19 protein-coding genes are annotated in these 15,570 nt (G+C 48.9%); 3 read left to right on the top strand and 16 right to left on the bottom strand.

Annotation, left to right across the window (positions count from 1 at the left end; all coding sequences use genetic code 11):
* Window positions 1-12 precede the first annotated feature (12 nt).
* Together GKD17_RS21000 and GKD17_RS20995 are read left to right on the top strand one after the other, a co-directional pair.
* Complete coding sequence (locus GKD17_RS21000) at window positions 13-654, top strand: hypothetical protein (RefSeq protein ID WP_007839217.1); 642 nt, start codon at window positions 13-15, stop codon at window positions 652-654.
* Window positions 655-853: 199 nt separating this feature from the next.
* Window positions 854-1,078: a hypothetical protein gene (locus GKD17_RS20995; RefSeq protein WP_117695223.1), complete on the top strand. Its 225-nt coding sequence runs from the start codon at window positions 854-856 to the stop codon at window positions 1,076-1,078.
* A 220-nt stretch (window positions 1,079-1,298) separates the two neighbouring features.
* Here the strand turns inward: GKD17_RS20995 and GKD17_RS20990 are convergent, their stop codons facing one another.
* The 5 genes from GKD17_RS20990 to traN form a co-directional block, all read right to left on the bottom strand.
* The gene (locus GKD17_RS20990) at window positions 1,299-1,604 is read right to left on the bottom strand and encodes a hypothetical protein (RefSeq protein WP_005841735.1); all 306 of its coding nucleotides are present in this window, start codon (window positions 1,602-1,604) and stop codon (window positions 1,299-1,301) included.
* Window positions 1,605-1,922: 318 nt separating this feature from the next.
* Window positions 1,923-3,194, bottom strand: a complete 1,272-nt coding sequence (locus GKD17_RS23490) for an InlB B-repeat-containing protein (protein ID WP_221412998.1) — start codon at window positions 3,192-3,194, stop codon at window positions 1,923-1,925.
* Between the two features lie 73 nt (window positions 3,195-3,267).
* Window positions 3,268-3,498 carry an HTH domain-containing protein gene (locus GKD17_RS20980; protein ID WP_007839681.1) on the bottom strand — a complete coding sequence of 77 codons (231 nt, stop codon included), beginning with the start codon at window positions 3,496-3,498 and terminating at the stop codon, window positions 3,268-3,270.
* Window positions 3,495-4,046 carry a M23 family metallopeptidase gene (locus GKD17_RS20975; protein WP_007836045.1) on the bottom strand — a complete coding sequence of 184 codons (552 nt, stop codon included), beginning with the start codon at window positions 4,044-4,046 and terminating at the stop codon, window positions 3,495-3,497. The genes GKD17_RS20980 and GKD17_RS20975 overlap by 4 nt, the downstream gene beginning before the upstream one ends.
* 10 nt (window positions 4,047-4,056) lie before the next feature.
* A complete protein-coding gene (gene traN, locus GKD17_RS20970; RefSeq protein ID WP_008669849.1) occupies window positions 4,057-5,181 on the bottom strand; it encodes a conjugative transposon protein TraN in 1,125 nt (374 codons plus the stop codon).
* Window positions 5,182-5,226: 45 nt separating this feature from the next.
* Here traN and GKD17_RS20965 point away from each other — a divergent pair, with 45 nt between their 5' ends.
* Window positions 5,227-5,913 (top strand): hypothetical protein, encoded by a 687-nt coding sequence (locus tag GKD17_RS20965; RefSeq protein WP_008669851.1) that lies wholly within the window; start codon window positions 5,227-5,229, stop codon window positions 5,911-5,913.
* Here GKD17_RS20965 and GKD17_RS20960 read toward each other — a convergent pair.
* From GKD17_RS20960 to GKD17_RS20910, 11 genes are all read right to left on the bottom strand, one after another.
* Window positions 5,896-7,266 (bottom strand): hypothetical protein, encoded by a 1,371-nt coding sequence (locus tag GKD17_RS20960; protein ID WP_007831423.1) that lies wholly within the window; start codon window positions 7,264-7,266, stop codon window positions 5,896-5,898. The two genes, GKD17_RS20965 and GKD17_RS20960, sit on opposite strands and share 18 nt — an antisense overlap.
* Window positions 7,267-7,426: 160 nt before the next feature.
* The gene (gene traM, locus GKD17_RS20955; RefSeq protein ID WP_007836042.1) at window positions 7,427-8,383 is read right to left on the bottom strand and encodes a conjugative transposon protein TraM; all 957 of its coding nucleotides are present in this window, start codon (window positions 8,381-8,383) and stop codon (window positions 7,427-7,429) included.
* 15 nt (window positions 8,384-8,398) lie between these two features.
* On the bottom strand, window positions 8,399-9,055 hold the full coding sequence (locus tag GKD17_RS20950) for a hypothetical protein (RefSeq protein ID WP_007836033.1): 657 nt from the start codon (window positions 9,053-9,055) through the stop codon (window positions 8,399-8,401).
* Window positions 9,056-9,069: 14 nt separating this feature from the next.
* Window positions 9,070-9,867: a type IV secretion system protein gene (locus GKD17_RS20945; RefSeq protein WP_032939516.1), complete on the bottom strand. Its 798-nt coding sequence runs from the start codon at window positions 9,865-9,867 to the stop codon at window positions 9,070-9,072.
* 4 nt (window positions 9,868-9,871) lie between these two features.
* Window positions 9,872-10,417, bottom strand: a complete 546-nt coding sequence (locus tag GKD17_RS20940; protein WP_008781675.1) for a DUF4141 domain-containing protein — start codon at window positions 10,415-10,417, stop codon at window positions 9,872-9,874.
* Between the two features lie 24 nt (window positions 10,418-10,441).
* Window positions 10,442-10,765 carry a hypothetical protein gene (locus GKD17_RS23485; RefSeq protein WP_227194034.1) on the bottom strand — a complete coding sequence of 108 codons (324 nt, stop codon included), beginning with the start codon at window positions 10,763-10,765 and terminating at the stop codon, window positions 10,442-10,444.
* A 245-nt stretch (window positions 10,766-11,010) separates the two neighbouring features.
* Window positions 11,011-13,455 (bottom strand): TraG/VirB4 family ATPase, encoded by a 2,445-nt coding sequence (locus GKD17_RS20930; RefSeq protein ID WP_008669857.1) that lies wholly within the window; start codon window positions 13,453-13,455, stop codon window positions 11,011-11,013.
* Between the two features lie 555 nt (window positions 13,456-14,010).
* Entirely contained in the window at window positions 14,011-14,226 is a 216-nt protein-coding gene (locus tag GKD17_RS20925) for a hypothetical protein (protein WP_007836008.1), read from the bottom strand.
* Between the two features lie 12 nt (window positions 14,227-14,238).
* Window positions 14,239-14,550 carry a hypothetical protein gene (locus GKD17_RS20920; protein WP_007836007.1) on the bottom strand — a complete coding sequence of 104 codons (312 nt, stop codon included), beginning with the start codon at window positions 14,548-14,550 and terminating at the stop codon, window positions 14,239-14,241.
* 5 nt (window positions 14,551-14,555) lie between these two features.
* Entirely contained in the window at window positions 14,556-14,864 is a 309-nt protein-coding gene (locus GKD17_RS20915) for a hypothetical protein (RefSeq protein WP_007836006.1), read from the bottom strand.
* A complete protein-coding gene (locus GKD17_RS20910; protein ID WP_227195428.1) occupies window positions 14,861-15,490 on the bottom strand; it encodes a fimbrillin family protein in 630 nt (209 codons plus the stop codon). The genes GKD17_RS20915 and GKD17_RS20910 overlap by 4 nt, the downstream gene beginning before the upstream one ends.
* Between the last annotated feature and the right edge of the window lie 80 nt (window positions 15,491-15,570).

Here is a 15,570-nt window from a genome sequence, read left to right as displayed (position 1 = left end):
CCGAACAGTACTTTGCAGGCGAACTTTACAGCCTCCAAAGATTATCAGTACACCATAGGAGTGGTCAATCCTCCAGAAGATACCTCTTCCGCATTATGCATATCATCATCCAGTAACTATGATGACATTTATGAAGGATACAACAACCAGACTTACAAGGCCCGGTATGGTGAAACTATAGAACTCAGCATACGTTATCAGTCAGAAAAAGTGGATTTTGCAGGATGGTATGAGAATGGCACGTTGCTGTCAACAGCGGAGGTATACACATTCACCCCATCTGATACTCCGGACAGGGTACGGTATATAACAGGCAAGTTTGTGATGAAAGCTACGGCGGAGCCCTCGCTGACATTCAATATCAGTGCCGAATCACCAGCCGGTTTCATCTCTTCCGGAAGTATTGAAGTGAATATAGACGGTAATAAAACAACATTGAATACAGCATCCGGCATCAGAAGTTTTACCATTACAGGACGGCAGAAGGCGGTTCTCACTGTCAAGGACCTTCCTGACTATATCAATGGAGAGGGACGCTGGCTGGGATGGTATGTATTTTATAATGGCAGCGAAAAACAGGTGTCTACCTCCTATACTTATGAGATCACCACACAAGGGGATGCCACTGTTTATACCGCCCGATTCCAGAAATAATATATACCGTCTGTTATAAATCGTATGCCAGTTATTTGCCGTATGGATGTCCGCACATGGCGATGTACATCAGGAACTGGACGGTTCAGATATGGTACCGGACCGTCCAGTTCAAATGATTTGAATCTTGTTTGAAATCACATTTTAGCAAGTTAAAAAATCAATTATCTTTGTATCGTTAAAAAATAAATTGGGCAACATGGATAAAGCTGATCTGATTGATAAAATAAGAAAGGTCTGTAGAATACGGAATGATATCAAAATAGATATGACGGTTAAAGGGGAAAATTGGTTTTTTGATGCAATATATGTGTTTTTGGGTGAAACCGAAATATATGTGACGGATACCTTATATATAATAGATATAGAAGAACTTGATACAGAGTCCCTGGCCGGAATATATCAAAAAATTGTTCTAAAATAGATTTTCACAATGTACTGGCAGTTATGAACGGCAACATAAAAATTAAAAAGAGCAACTGTTCATCTCGGACAGTTGCTCCTGTAAAAACGGTTCAATATTAGTAAAAAACGACAATCTTTATGAATGAAATTATTTATAAAGACCCTGTATCTTTTGATAAGAACTGTTCTCTTCTTATGAGGGCAAATTCAGTTCTTTATCAAGAAAGACGCAAAATATATTATTTCAGTATTTCACCTTTCTCATTGAAGAACACCGTACTTTCAGCTCCCTCCTTGTCTGTCAGAACAACCTGATAGGTCTTGCTGCCATCCTCTGCCGCTTCCACCGCCGCTTCCTTGACGGTTGATTCCGCAAAATTTTTGGCGATTGCTTCCGTTACCGCTGCCGGAAGGTCTTTCACTTCAATAGGGGTGAAATCATTTACTGCCATGACTGTTTCAACACCTGAAGTCAAATTTTCGGCAAATGCCACTGTTGTTCCTAATCCCATTACCAATGCTACTGCAACAAAAAATTTTTTCATAATCTTATATTTTTAATGGTTATTGTTTTACGATAATGATAGGGCAATTCCCATGCCAAAAGAATATTTATTCTGATTATCAATTAATTGTCGTTTTTTTTACTATGTAACAAATGGAAATATTCCTCATATAGTGTGGTCTGATGTAGAATGTTTCCACACTTATAAATAGGCAGGAATCCTGCCTATTTTGTGCGTAAAGCCAAAATCTGTTGCACATTAATTTCTGTAACAGGTCCTTTTTTATTTTGTATGACAAGATAAAGGCTATTATAACAAGAGGCTGTCAAGTCATTCTTTTAAGACAGCCCCTTGTATTTATCTGATAGTGGGCATGAATACAATGTTAATAGTTATATCCTTTGTCGCTGTAAATGAATATGAACCGGCTGATGTCTGGGAGTATTCCCCAAGATCGTCCAAAGCCTGCCATCCGGTAGTAAAGAAACCTCTCAGATAGTTATATCTCCAGCGGTCACCTTCTCCCGGCACGGCGTAATCCGCACCATCCGCATATATTGTCACACGGTCTCCATATGAGAACTCACGGGTTTGCTGGCCGGAACTCAGACCGGTAGCAGAAAAGCCAATTCTGAAATCACCGTGCGTATACAAGGAGAAAGAACTGTTACTCCACATGCCGGTCTGTATAGTCACCTTTATAGGATTGTCCGCTTTGAAATCGTATACGAATCTGGTTCCATCAGGATAACGGCTGTAATCGTTGTACGTAAATAAATATTGACCGTATTGTCCGGAGGGTATCCCGTTACCATTCACATACCATTCATCCTCTCCATATTTCCAGCCGGATTCCGGCTCTGGAGATATCAGGTAACCACCTCGATCCAAATTTTCATCATCCGGTGAAAGATTCAACACTATTTCTGAAGCGGATGGCAGCAATGTGGTTTCACCACGTTCATCAAAGACATCCAGTTTGCCTCTTCCCGTCCGGATGGAGAAATAGAACGTTTTACCGGCTTTTGTAAAGTTCGCCTGCAAAGTACTGTTCGAACTTTGCAACTGCACAGTGGTGCTGGCTGAGGAGGCATTCATAATTTTTGCATCTCCTTTAGTCACAGTCCATCCGGAAAATGTGTATCCGGATTTTGCAACAGCGGTGATGGGGATATTGGTTTTTACTTTGTATGTTCCCCCTCCGGTAACAGTTCCTCCGGAGGTCGGATTGGCAGTCAGGGTCAAAGTGCGTTTCTTTTCCTTGAACTTGCACTTGAAATGGTGGTCCTCGCCACCAAGAGGAACTTTATATGATACGGAACTTCCACTGCCTGTATAATTGTACCTTTTTGGTTCAGCTGACGGTCCCCCGTAGAAATAGTCTATCTCATATCCGTCAGAGGCTTCAGCACCTACCGTGGGTTTTTCTTCACCATCATAAAGTCCCTCTCCATAAGCGGTACCACCGGTAAACGATACGGTACGTGAGTCCGCATCCTCTTCTCCGTCAACCTCGATAGTCACCGCGGTCTTTCCGGTTGTGAGCTCTTTTTCAATTTCTTCACTGCATGAGCAGCCTAAGAAGATGGTTGCCAGCAGCACAATGTAATGTAAATGATTTGTTTTCATAAATTTTATTTTGATAGTTTTTAATATGCAAATGTAAGTGGGAAGCAGCACAACCTTTTTGTGCTGCCCTTCACTAAATTTTAATTTTCAGTTGGATATCAAAAGATTTCTTGAAATAATATGTATTTCGTTCATTGTCATATTCAATCTCTGCACCCATGGCCCGGAGCTCTAAGAAGTAATTAATGATTGTATTGCGATGTACGCCCATTTCCTTCGCTATTTTCGCGGCACTTCCTGTATGTTCTTTTTTCAGCAGACGGGTCAGTGTCTGTAATCTTTCCATGTAGTCCAGTATTCTCATAATCCTCTTCTTTTTCTGATGTATGGCCTGACCGGCCTTCCGTACTTTCTCACTTCATAATGCAGATGGTTTCCCGTGCTTTTTCCGCTTGATCCGATGAATCCGATCACTTTGCCACTCCTGACCTCTTCCCCTTCCGGAACATAACAGGCGGACAAGTGCCCGTACAGGGTCACAAAGCCATAGGCATGGCGTATCATCACACAGTATCCATATCCTCCCTTTCTTCCTGAGTATATGACCTTTCCATCAGCTGCGGCATGCACGGTCGATGCAAGTTCCGCCGCAATATCCACTCCTGAATGGAACCTGCGCTGTCCGGTAACCGGGTCGCTCCTCCATCCGTAGGCGGAACTGATACGGTGGAACCGGTGTACAGGGGGATGTACCGGTATCCTGTATTCCAGATGATGCCTCTCCACGATGTCCATGATCTCCCCGATGCGCTCAAGACTGGAACACCGGGAGAGTGCGTCCTCCAATATGGCCCTTTCCTTATCAGGTACCGGACAGAAGAGGCATAGGAACAGAACTAGTTTCGTTATCATGTGGTATCCTTTATGGTTTTCCTACAATCTCCGGGAACAGTATCTCCGCATTGATCAGCTGTTTGTTCTTCAATTTGTAATAGAAATGTCTTCCCCCGTTTCTCTCCTGTATCTCTATGATGAGCACCTTCTTGTCCGGTATGGTGAATTTCGGAAGGGCGACCGTAAAGTCACATGAGGAAAGCGCAGCCACCTCCTCCGGACGGTTGAAAGAGAAGAGGGGCTGCTGCTCCAGCTGCTGGACGGCGGTCTTTTTCCGTTTTTTCGCATCCTGTATATAAAAACGGATGAAGTCTATGGTATAGCCGATCTGGGAACGGTTGTGCAGCCCGAAGCGGAACAGCAGGATATCATTGTCCACAAAGATATTGGTCACGCAGAATCTCATGCCGGCCACCTCGTCCCTTATATTGGTCAGCAGCTTCGGCCTCCGTGATATCTCTTTTTCAAGCAGTGCTTTCTGCCGGGTATTCCGCTCTCTTCCCTCCAGTATGGCCACCTGCTTCTTTTTGGTGTCCTGTTTGTCCACAATGAAGGAAAATCTCTCACATCCGGGCGCATACCGCAGGTCAAACGTATAGAACCTGCCGCTTTCGGTGATGGCTGTAAGGTTGGTCTGCAGGGCAAACGGCGACACGGCCCTGAGTGCGACAATATTGTTCACATTCTCCGCTTTCTCCACCTGTACGGTGGTGTTTCCGAAATCCACATACACGATTTTTTCCGGATAGATCACATGGGTCAGTTTCTCGTCAGAAACCGGAAGAACCGCCGTTTCCGGCATGGTACCGCCCTCCTTGTAGACAGCCTGCGCTCCCTCGTCGAAGGATATGCAATAGGTGTAATACCTGCTGTCCTCCGTAACAACCGACAGGTTGGTCTCTCCTTTGAAATCCCTTACCGTTGATTTCAGCCGGATGACGGACGGACATACCTGTATGACTTCCCCTATGATGTTCTCATCCCCCATGTTCAGGTATTTCACGGGAGTGGGGAATATCATATGGAGCGTCTTCTCATAACCGATCTTCAGGTTTCTGCACTCCAGCTCGTCAATACGGGGCTGCTGGGCTCTTCCTGATAAAAAAGCAAACAGGAGAAGTATTCCTGTGATGTAAATTCTGTTTGGTCTCATATGATTAATTCTATATTTTTGCGGCTTCATAAAAAAATATCTAACATGTACAGAAAAATAAATTCTCTTTTTATACGTCTTAAAAACTTCATACGGATTCACTTCAGCCGGAGCTACACAGCCTCTCTTGAAGGAGCCTATGATTTTACTGTCCGTAATTTTGGTCATCAATTCAAACTTCCCGATGTGCGTTTTCCAGTTGACAAAGACACCTTGAATGCCAATGACTTGCCGGAAGTATTCTCTTGTATAGTTGATTATATCGAGGAACAAGGAGAATCCAATATTGCATTCAGGTGTAATATAGTATGCATGGAAATTCATGACAGACTAAAAAGCCAATACAACATTGATTCGATTGTCACATCTGGTGATTGCCGGCTTAACGGGAATAAGATATGGTCTGCCACGAGAAGGCAGCTCCTCGCCCAATTTGGGCATAGGGTACCTACCATGTCCCATCATGTCTGGCTCACTATCGGAGAATATATAATAGATCCGACTATCATGACGACCATCCGCCAAAAAAAACGGGAGTTGTTTTCTAATAATATTTATGAGGTAACACATATGATATTCCTCTGTAAACATAAGCATAAAACCATGCGCTTGGAGAACGTAATCCTTGAATACAAGCCCCGTTTAGTAGGATGTGAATTTTATGAACATACTCAGTATGGCATTCCGGTCTTTTCCATATCTTCGGGTGCCCCATCAAGTAATTCGAGATAATTCGATATAAACAGGCGGAGTGGACACTATTGGGTTTATGTGTGGCCGGTGTCCCTCTTTTTCCCTTTCGGCATCTATCTTTCTGAGGATTTCGGCATAAGAAGGTGGAAGATCCGCGTATTTTTCTCTTTCCTTAGTGCTGTTCCTTCTGGCTTTCAGAAAGGTCGGATCTACCGTGTCGAAAATACAGTGGGCCTGGCGTATCAGCATTTCGACCCTGACGGGTATGTCATCCGGTTGTAGTTCCGGCAGACCCGGTAATCCACCCATATCCGGAATGAAGCATTGTCCGGTAGAAGGCTCTTGCAAATACAGGCTGGTTTGACCGGCCTTCTCCTTTACGATCCATGCGGGGAAACATGCTTCCGGTTCATATTCCGATCTTTCTATACCGGTATCGTCTGCTCCCGGATAACGGAGCCGTATCCGATACCGTACTGAAACTTCGGGGCTTGAACGAATCTGCAGATACTGTTCATCCCAGTCATAAACCTGATGAAAGGCGGAGATATCGGGGGAGAGTAGCTGTCCCGGAACATATTTTCCATCCTCTGCAAAATGTATCCGGTCATTCGCATACAGGACGGTTTTCTCCTCTGCGGTGAACATAATCCACACAAGCACACCTTCTTTCATCAGGTCGCTTTTTCTGTTTGTTCTCTTTTCCAGACACTCGAATATTCGGGGAAACTCCCCAAGAGGACTTGCTCGTCGTATCAGCATTTCGCCCCTTACGGGTACACCGTCCGGCTGCAAATCAGGCACTCCCGGTAATCCGGTTATATCCTGAATAGCGCATTGGTTTATGGATGGTTCCTCAAGGTATAGGCTGACCTGTCCGTTCTCCTGTGGCACTATCCACACGGGAAAGCACATTTCCGGCTCATACTCCGATTGCTTTACTACCCTGTCCTCAGTTCCCTGATATCGTAGGCGCATCCTGATCCGTATCGAAATCCCGTATTCAGGAAGGGAAAGAAACCTGTCAGCATCATCCGGTGTGAGGATTTCATGCAGTACGGATACATCAGGGGACAACAACCTTCCATAGCCGACTTTTCCATTCTCGGGATGTACTTCGTAATCCATACGCAGGGCTGCTTTCCCCTCTTTGGTAAATATGGCCCACATGATGACACCTTCTTCCATCAGGTTGCCTCCAAATTCTTTTTTATCAGTCATATTTGAACTTTTTAAGTCGTTATTCTTATCATCCGTCATTTTATCTTTATTTCGTTTCTTTCTCGGTGGAGTATCCCAAAACCGGGGGATAATGAAAAGAGCTCCCATAACCCACCATATTGTGGCCGGCCATTGTTTTATTGTATCTATAATTTCCTGTATGGTTTCCATTGTATAATTTTTGTTTTTATTTATTGTTTACTTTTCAGGTTCCGGACCATTATCCGGGACTTTTGCTTCTCATCCACAGATGCCTTTTCATCACTTCTTTGCCCTGACTGTTCGTGGCGTGAATACACACCATTTTAATGTTTCAATATGCCGTTTCCGGTCAGCTTTCCCCCGGTTCTTTTTTCTCCATCAGAAACACGGCATAGTTGGTCTTGATGGTGACCTTCACTTTCTTGATATTCTTGCTTGCGGCCTGCTTGGTGGCGTTCACCACACCGTTCACGCCTCCGGCAATAAGCTGGCTGCCCATGTCCAGGCCTCCGGTTATCTGCGGATTTGTCCCGTCCACCGCCCCGGCCGTGGCATCCTTGTTGATTTCCGCCTTTGCGTTCCCCGGTACATAGATACCTTCCATTGCGTCAGAAGAATATACTTCTTTTTTAAACGGAAGGATATTGCCGCCCACATTGACTGTCCTGATCTCCACAATGACCCTTTCGCCGTCTATCTTCCTCACTTCCCCGTACACCGGCGAGTCCTTCCTCACCCGACGGCCGTCATCGGTGAGACAGTCCTCACCCAGACGCATCTTCAGCGTGGATCCGGCCATCACGACCTGGTCGGAATGCACGTACGCGCGGATGGCGTTCCGCCTGCTGCTCTTGTGCAAGGCGACCGTGTTGAATCTTGTCCTTGCCTCAGGGGCTTCCTTTGTCTCTTCCTTCTTCTCCACCTTCTTTTTCTCCTGTTTCCTTTTTTTCTTCTTCCGCAGTTCACGGGTGATACTGTCCAGGTTCTCTTGTGTGGGAAGGATATAGGAGGCGGTATCCGCCTTCCGCCCGTATTCCTCTTCCGGCGGCATCTCACTGTTGATGATGAGTTGACGCATACGCTCTATGTCCACCGGATTGTCCCCGCCCTGTCCCTCCGCCTGCTTGCGCAGGGGGGTACGCTCGAGCTGGGCCTTCACATCCGTAATGGTCACATCCTTGTTGTCCGTGCTAAGACGGACGGTGTTCTGATTCTCTTCCTTTCCTTTCATCGCGGAGATTGTCCAGATGACAAGAAGGACAAGTAACCCGAACACGCTGACAATGATTACTTGAGTCTTCTTCATGTTCTTCTGTTTTATTCAATTCCTTTCTTTGTTTCCATCCGAGCTATCCAACAGCTCGTATTCCTGTGTATAGTTCCGGAAGAAGAAGCCTGTCACATTCTCCGGATAGGACGGGGTGGTGCGTATGGCGTCGCCCCGGCTGTATATCCTTATACGTTTGACCCCGCCGGCATCATGGATGGACAGGATGGAGGTGAACAGCACGTTGTAACCGTCATCACGTATCCCGACCCTGTGCAGCTTCTCAAACACGCACTTGTAGATGACACCCCTGTCCGCCGCGTCGGCATAGGCGCGGTCGTTCAGGTATTTGTTCCAGATGGCGTTCAGCTCGGATTTCTCCACCAGAAACACGGCCTGCGCCTGGTTTCCGGAGATGCTCATCCTGTCGAAAGAGTTTACATAATAGGCCACCGCGTTGCAGTGGGCCTTCAACAGGGTCTCGTATAACTTGTCCGTTTCCATGGACTTCAATTGCAGGAACTCTCCGCCGGTATTCACGACAAGGATCCTGTCCGTCACTCCGCGGACGGTCATGTTCATGAAGAACAGCACCAGGGCGACGATGGCCGCACACAACAGGCTGACCGCCTTGACATAGACGGAGGACCGCTTCTTGGCCTCTCCCAGTGAGGCGAAGTCCCTCACCATATTCTTTATATCCATTTTCATATTCTTCCGTTGTTTTAAAAAAGGTTATGGATCCTGCCTCTCACAATCGCCAGCAGGGACAGTTTCAACGCAAGGGAAAACAACACCTGCAGGACGACATTCCACGAGGTGTTCATGACATACTCGCAGACGATGGCGTCCGAAAACTTGCTGGCAAGGATGAAGGCCGGTACCATCAGATAACAGACCAGCAGGTTCTTGCACCACGTATGGAAATACGTCCGGGTACTCTCGTTGTAGAAACAGGCTATCGCCACAGGGGATATAAGTTCCAGCAGGAGCAGGAACATGTATCTGCCGACTATGAACAGGGTCTGCGCGTACATGTAGAAAGGGGCGGCTATGACGCCGGCCACATACGCCAGCAGATAATCGAACGAACTGCCGACCGGATTGAGCAACACGCCGGCAACGTCCATTACCGACATGTCGCTGAACTGTTTCTCGAACTGTGCGATTATCGGCTTCTGGAACAGGTCGGCCACATCATAGACCTTTCCGCCGAATCCGGCCTGCAGATCGTCCATCAGTTTGCCGAACACCGTTTCCAGGGCTTCCAGCAGCACGGGGAACAGTGCGACGGCGGCTATGCAGAATACATACTGCCACACCAGGTTCATGTAATCCTTCATGGTGGGCGTGCCGTCCTCGTTGGACTGTACCTCCCGGTATACCGTATACAGACGGTGGATGAGCGTGACAGCCATGAATCCCGTCACTACCGCATAGAAGGCTTCCACGGCGATGTTCCCCCGGATACTTTCATAAGCATTGTGGATATGCTCGACCGATATTTCTGTTATTGATGCCATATTCCTATTCCGTTACAAGTCCCAAATTCCGTCTGATGGTACGCGTATGTGACATGATCTGTCTGATGGTGCCCAGTGAAGCCTCCTGGCGACGGACTTCCTGAAGACATCCGTCGAGCTGCTCCATCCGTTCGCTGTCGTTCATTTTCAGGTCACTGCTGAGTATATCCCCGGTCAGGGAGATGATGGCGGCGTTGTTCGCCACCACGTCCTGCACGGCCGAAGTGATGCCCGGCAGCCCCTTCATGTCCATCTTCTCCGCCTCTTCCAGCGTCCTGAGGCAGTTGCTGTTCAACCGGTTCTGCCGGTCTATCAGGTCCGTGAACATCCGTGCGCGTCTGACGGTGGCGGACACCTTCTGGACATAGTCCAGGGCGGTCTGGAGCCTGTTCACCTGTTCCACCGTCTGCTTCACCGTACTGGCCGTATTGGCGGCATTGATGATTCCCTGTGCCGTATTGCCGGGGTCGGTGACCACCCACTGGGCTCCCGCCGTCACGCAATGCAGCGACATTCCTGTAAAAAAGAAAAAAATTGAAAGCAATCTCATGATATTCCTCCTTTGTTCTGATTCCTATTTTGTTACAAGTCCCAAATTCCGTCTGATTGTCCGTGTACGGGAGATGGTCTGACGGATGGCGGACAGTCCCGCCTCCTGCTCCCTCAGCTTTTCCAGACACTTCCTCAGATGCTTTATCCGTCCGCTGTCGTTCATTTTCAGGTCACTGCCGAGTATGTCCATGGTCAGGGAGATGATGGCGGCGTTGTTCGCCACCACGTCCTGCACGGCCGAAGTGATGCCCGGCAGCCCCTTCATGTCCATCTTCTCCGCCTCTTCCAGCGTCCTGAGGCAGTTGCTGTTCAACCGGTTCTGCCGGTCTATCAGGTCCGTGAACATCCGTGCGCGTCTGACGGTGGCGGACACCTTCTGGACATAGTCCAGGGCGGTCTGGAGTCTGTTCACCGATTCCGTCACCTGTTTCACCGTTGCAGCGGTATTTCCCGCGGTCAGTGTGCTCTGGGCGGTGTTGAGAGGGTCGGTAATCGCCGCCTGTGCGGCAGCCTTCAAGGTCATTCCGCCGCACAGGAGCAGAAGCAGAAGCGGCCTGTATCCCTTTAATCCTTTTTCCATACGGTCTCCTTTCATTTCCTGTCCTTTGACGGGTGTCTCTCCATGTATCTGCCTATCGCTTCCTCCATCGGCATGGTCCTGGAATAGCCGTCAATCTCAGCCCATGTCTCCCCGTCGGTCTGGAAGGCGAGGAACTTCTCCCGGCTCAGTTCGTTGCGCACCACCACCGCATACCTCCCCTGGCCGCCGGTGAAGCGGATGAAGCACTCGGAATGCGGACGCTCCCCGGAAAAGTCGTTGCGGATGGACCGCATCATGTTGCACTGGGCGGGGTCGCCCCCCATCTCGAACCTTTTCTCCACGGCCCTGTATACCACATCCGTTGTGGGAAGGATGTACAGCAGCTGGGTGTTGGTGATCATGCCTTTGGTAAATTCGTCATCGGGAAGCTGGTCGGGACTCTGGACGATGGTCATCACCGCACCGTTCTCCTTGCGTATCTTCTGGTAGCAGAAGGCGACTGCGGAATGTATGCTGATATCCTCGCCTCTGGACTTCATCTGCGCCGTCTCGGCATACTCGTCAAAAATGATCATCCCCCTTCTGGTCCGGTCGGAAAGGATCTTGTCATGAATCACGTCGAAGATCAGGGCCATGACCAGGTCGGAGAGGAACTTGTCCTGTTTGATCTGCGTCAGCTCGAACACGACCAGCCGCCTGTTCCCGAAATCGGGCACTCCGTCGGTCCTGCATACATTGGCATACCGTTCACCGGGAAGGAACTCGCTGCATATGAGGCGGAAGGAGGACAGGTCAAAATAATTGGGGTCTACGTCCTTCCGCCGGCAGATATCCTCATAATGCTCCGTCACGTGGCGGTAGAAAGAGGGAAAGGAATGGGGCGGCAGGCAGGTGGTGTAATAATCCTGGATGAATTTTGTGAGGGCTACGGACTGCTCCTCCTCGTCCTTCCCGAACATGCGGCGCCAGAAACGCTGCACGATACCCGATAGCACCTCTATCTTGTTGTTGTCAAGGGAACGGCCCTCCAGATCGAAGGGATTCAGGCCCAGCGGTGTCTCCCCGTCATAGTCCACATGCAGCGAGATTTCAGGATAAAGCTTGCAGAGCTGTCCGAAAGAGTACCCGAACTCCACCACCACCACGATATAGCCCTGCTCGATGAGCTGCTGCACGATATTCAGTGTCAGCACGGACTTGCCGCCGCCGGTGGATGCCACCACGATGCCGTTGCGGGCCGGTATGCGTTTTTTCTTCGCGTCCCAGATATCCTTTTTCAAAGGTATCTGATAAATACGGTCATTGAAATACACCCCTTCCTCATCCGGGGTGAATGTCGTGTAGTTGATGAACAGACAGAGCGCGAGGGAAAGCGGGGTCAGGAACAGGAAACCGCTGTCAAGCCCTTTCTCCTGTCCGGGAACCGAAGCCAGGTATATGTTGGCCAGATGCTCGTAGGACGGTATATAGAATTTGAAGTCCGAGACGGTCAGGTATTCCCGCAGCTTCTTCTCGGCCCGGTCCAGCAGTTCCGGGCTGTCATCCCATATCATGACGGAAAAATTGGCACGGCAGAGGAGCTGCCTCTCCTCCATGATCTCCTTCTGCATGTTCTCGAGCTCGTCCGCCTTCGGCTCCAGCATGGCCCTGTCCCATCCCTTGTTGGTGCGGTAGACCGCCACACGGCGGGAGAACTCTTCATAAAGTTTCTCCGAGCCCTCGAAATAGAGGATCTGGTTGACCGCATGGTTGCAGTGCAGGTGCACGCCCAGGCCTTCCAGTTCCGCCATGTACAGGCTGCATCCGGACACGGGCAGTGTGGTGTCCTCCACATCGCTTCTGACGGTGCGGTCAGGCAGATAGTCACCGTCACAGACGGTATAGCAACGCGCTTTCTCCCGGTCGACGGTGATCTCTCCGGAGAAATGGATGTCACGGTCGCAGTCAGCCCGGGGGAAGAAGTTGATGTACCGGATGACATACTCCCTTAGGCTGGCGGCGGCCATCCTTTCCAGACGGGTGTCCCTGATACTGTTTATCACACCAATGGCGGAGTTCACCCCCTCCAGAAATTCGGTGAGTTTCTCCCGGTCGGACACATGCAGCCTCTCCCGGTAGGAGAACGGGTTGGCATTGTACGAGGCTGCCAGGGAGGACAGGCCGGACAGGGTGAATATCAGAAGACAGTCATGTTCCAGATACTCACGGCCGGAGAAATGCCTCTGTTCCGCCTTGTCGATGAAGCTGTCCCCTTCCAGCTCATGAACGTACTCCCTTTTAAGGAACACGTCCTGCTTGTGCACGAAGCTGCCGGAGGGCAGGTGTTTGAACGCCTGGTAGAGACGCGCGTTGCGCTCCTCCAGGTCGGTACGGTGCAGGCTGTAGCATTCCGGATTGTACATGCGGAACGCTACAGACACGCAGCCGTTTCTGGTAAGGATGACACCGTATTCGTCATTGATGACATCCAGTATGGAATATCCTTCGTTTGCCATTTTCTTATTGTTTGTTTATTTTTTATCCATTCGGTTGTTATTTGTATCTTTGCACAGGAATCAAACACTATTATTGTCTAACTTGATCTGTCTTATGATATGTTAAATGAATTGGGAGATATCTACCAAAAAATGGAAAGGGGCATACGGTATACTATTGTTTCCCTTGCCGCCTGCACTATTATTGTGTATCCGTTTTTGTTTATGTATATATCATCTTTCAGTAGCTATACTTTTGTCGTACAACTGATGTTGGCTACGGGAACTGCCGGAGCATATCTCAGTTTAACCACTCTTGTTTCCTGTCCGGTACAACCACCTCCATATGCTGTATTCGTTCCGATTCCTGTTCTCGCTTTTGGGGAGTTGATTTACCTTTATCTGATCGAAAGTAAAGGAATACAGATTTCTTTGGCCTGTTATTGGACAAGGTTTCTTGTGCTATATTCAAGTGTTGCCTACTTTAGTATTCTTCTCCTGTTTGCAAAGATTTGTTTGGGTAAGATTACATTGGGGGGCAAACACTGTTGGCAGCTCCTTAAAAAAAAAGTTGAATCATGCAGACGATGAGTCGTTCCTTTCTTTAGAGGGATCATTGATTTTTTTTTCGGTATCATTGCCACTCTTGCCATACTTTTTTAAGAACTCCATGTTCCCATGTATGGCAATTCTTATCAAAACATGCAGTGTCAGCATCCCCATGATAATGATGCATATATAATCAATTGGCATTCCGATTGTTTGTTCCAGCCAGTTTCTAACACTTTCCATACTGTCAATAGTTTATCTGTCTTTCATTAAAGCATTTCTCACATCACGGTTTGTAACCGTCTTCTCCCAATGCGGCGGCCTGTACTTCTTCCTTGAGGCATTCTTATAGAACTTCCTTGCCAACAACAGGCCACATCCGACAAGCAATACGAATATGAAAAGCATTTCACCGCCTGTCGTACCGTCCTCCAGCCAGCTCTTGACGTTCAGCAGGAGCACGGCCACGGCGAATCCGCCGTAACCGAGCAACAGATAGAAGTCGCGTACCAGCAGCCCGTGTATCTTGCACGGGTTCTCGATCCCTTTGCGCACCTTGTACTCCATGGCGGTCAGATTGAGAAGCTGACACCGGCTATCTTGCCCACGCAGAAGCTGATGACGGTCACCGCGATAAGGACATAGCCGACCATGTAGGCGACGTTCATCCATCCCTGTTTCTTGTTGCCCTCGCTGTTCTCGTCATTGATGAGTCTCCAGTTCTTTCCTATGCCTACGGCAAGCGCCATGACCATCACACCGAGGAAAACCGGCAGTGCGATGTCGTTCAGGACGGTGTTGATGTCACTTTTGATGGATTGTGCCCCTGCCGGAAGAACCGCCGCCAGCAGGACGGATAAAGTATAAATTTTCTTTTTCATTGCCTTTCTTGTTCTTTTTCAGTTATTGTTCCTTCATAATTGCCTCCGGGCTGCCAGCCGGTGATGGTGATGTCCTCTATCTCCACCCCGTTTCCGGCGGTTTTCAAAGTGTAGACATATTCCTTTCCGGATCGGAATGCCGCCGCCGGCATGACGAAGTCGTATGGATGTCCGCCGGCCACCAGCGCCACGTGCATGGCCGGACTGTCACCGGGATAGAGCAGCAGGCTTCCTGTCCCGGAGGATATTGTGCCTTTTTCCGGTTTTATCTCCAGTGAGCCCGTCAGAAGACTGTACGAAGCGGAGTAGCTGTAATCCGCCACTCTGACCGCGGTGACGGCGGCGGGCATTCTGAAAGTCACCTTCGAAAGAAGATGATACAGGGTGATGGAGGCGGAGGGTGCGTTCCCGGACACCATGGTCCTTTCCGAATACAGATAGTCTGTCTGGCTCCTTGCGTCCAGGCCCATCTTTCCGCCGCTGAAGGACGGGTTGTAAGGATAATACGCATATATGCCTTTATCCCCGTCCGACAGGGAAATCTCCGCGAATGTCCATTTCCCGGACCGGTTGAGGACTCGGATGTTGTCCGGATACAGGTTTCCCGCCGTATCCGTTACAAACATGCCGAACTCGCTGACGGACATTTCCTGCCCGTCATCACCACGTGCCGTGCAGGAGCTGATGGACATGACGGCGTCCTGCT

Source organism: Phocaeicola dorei (assembly GCF_013009555.1).
In the GTDB taxonomy this organism is placed as follows: Bacteria; Bacteroidota; Bacteroidia; order Bacteroidales; family Bacteroidaceae; genus Phocaeicola; species Phocaeicola dorei.
This window is presented reverse-complemented; position numbering and strand designations above follow the sequence as displayed.

Excerpts from the sequence above, each read along its gene's own strand:
- GKD17_RS20995 (WP_117695223.1), top strand. The coding sequence starts at position 854 with ATGGATAAAGCTGATCTGATTGATAAAATAAGAAAGGTCTGTAGAATA.
- GKD17_RS20990 (WP_005841735.1), bottom strand. The coding sequence starts at position 1,604 with ATGAAAAAATTTTTTGTTGCAGTAGCATTGGTAATGGGATTAGGAACA.
- GKD17_RS23490 (WP_221412998.1), bottom strand. The coding sequence starts at position 3,194 with ATGAAAACAAATCATTTACATTACATTGTGCTGCTGGCAACCATCTTC.
- GKD17_RS20980 (WP_007839681.1), bottom strand. The coding sequence starts at position 3,498 with ATGAGAATACTGGACTACATGGAAAGATTACAGACACTGACCCGTCTG.
- GKD17_RS20975 (WP_007836045.1), bottom strand. The coding sequence starts at position 4,046 with ATGATAACGAAACTAGTTCTGTTCCTATGCCTCTTCTGTCCGGTACCT.
- traN (WP_008669849.1), bottom strand. The coding sequence starts at position 5,181 with ATGAGACCAAACAGAATTTACATCACAGGAATACTTCTCCTGTTTGCT.
- GKD17_RS20965 (WP_008669851.1), top strand. The coding sequence starts at position 5,227 with ATGTACAGAAAAATAAATTCTCTTTTTATACGTCTTAAAAACTTCATA.
- GKD17_RS20960 (WP_007831423.1), bottom strand. The coding sequence starts at position 7,266 with ATGGAAACCATACAGGAAATTATAGATACAATAAAACAATGGCCGGCC.
- traM (WP_007836042.1), bottom strand. The coding sequence starts at position 8,383 with ATGAAGAAGACTCAAGTAATCATTGTCAGCGTGTTCGGGTTACTTGTC.
- GKD17_RS20950 (WP_007836033.1), bottom strand. The coding sequence starts at position 9,055 with ATGAAAATGGATATAAAGAATATGGTGAGGGACTTCGCCTCACTGGGA.
- GKD17_RS20945 (WP_032939516.1), bottom strand. The coding sequence starts at position 9,867 with ATGGCATCAATAACAGAAATATCGGTCGAGCATATCCACAATGCTTAT.
- GKD17_RS20940 (WP_008781675.1), bottom strand. The coding sequence starts at position 10,417 with ATGAGATTGCTTTCAATTTTTTTCTTTTTTACAGGAATGTCGCTGCAT.
- GKD17_RS23485 (WP_227194034.1), bottom strand. The coding sequence starts at position 10,765 with ATGTTCACGGACCTGATAGACCGGCAGAACCGGTTGAACAGCAACTGC.
- GKD17_RS20930 (WP_008669857.1), bottom strand. The coding sequence starts at position 13,455 with ATGGCAAACGAAGGATATTCCATACTGGATGTCATCAATGACGAATAC.
- GKD17_RS20925 (WP_007836008.1), bottom strand. The coding sequence starts at position 14,226 with ATGGAAAGTGTTAGAAACTGGCTGGAACAAACAATCGGAATGCCAATT.
- GKD17_RS20920 (WP_007836007.1), bottom strand. The coding sequence starts at position 14,550 with ATGGAGTACAAGGTGCGCAAAGGGATCGAGAACCCGTGCAAGATACAC.
- GKD17_RS20915 (WP_007836006.1), bottom strand. The coding sequence starts at position 14,864 with ATGAAAAAGAAAATTTATACTTTATCCGTCCTGCTGGCGGCGGTTCTT.
- GKD17_RS20910 (WP_227195428.1), bottom strand. The coding sequence starts at position 15,490 with ATGTTTGTAACGGATACGGCGGGAAACCTGTATCCGGACAACATCCGA.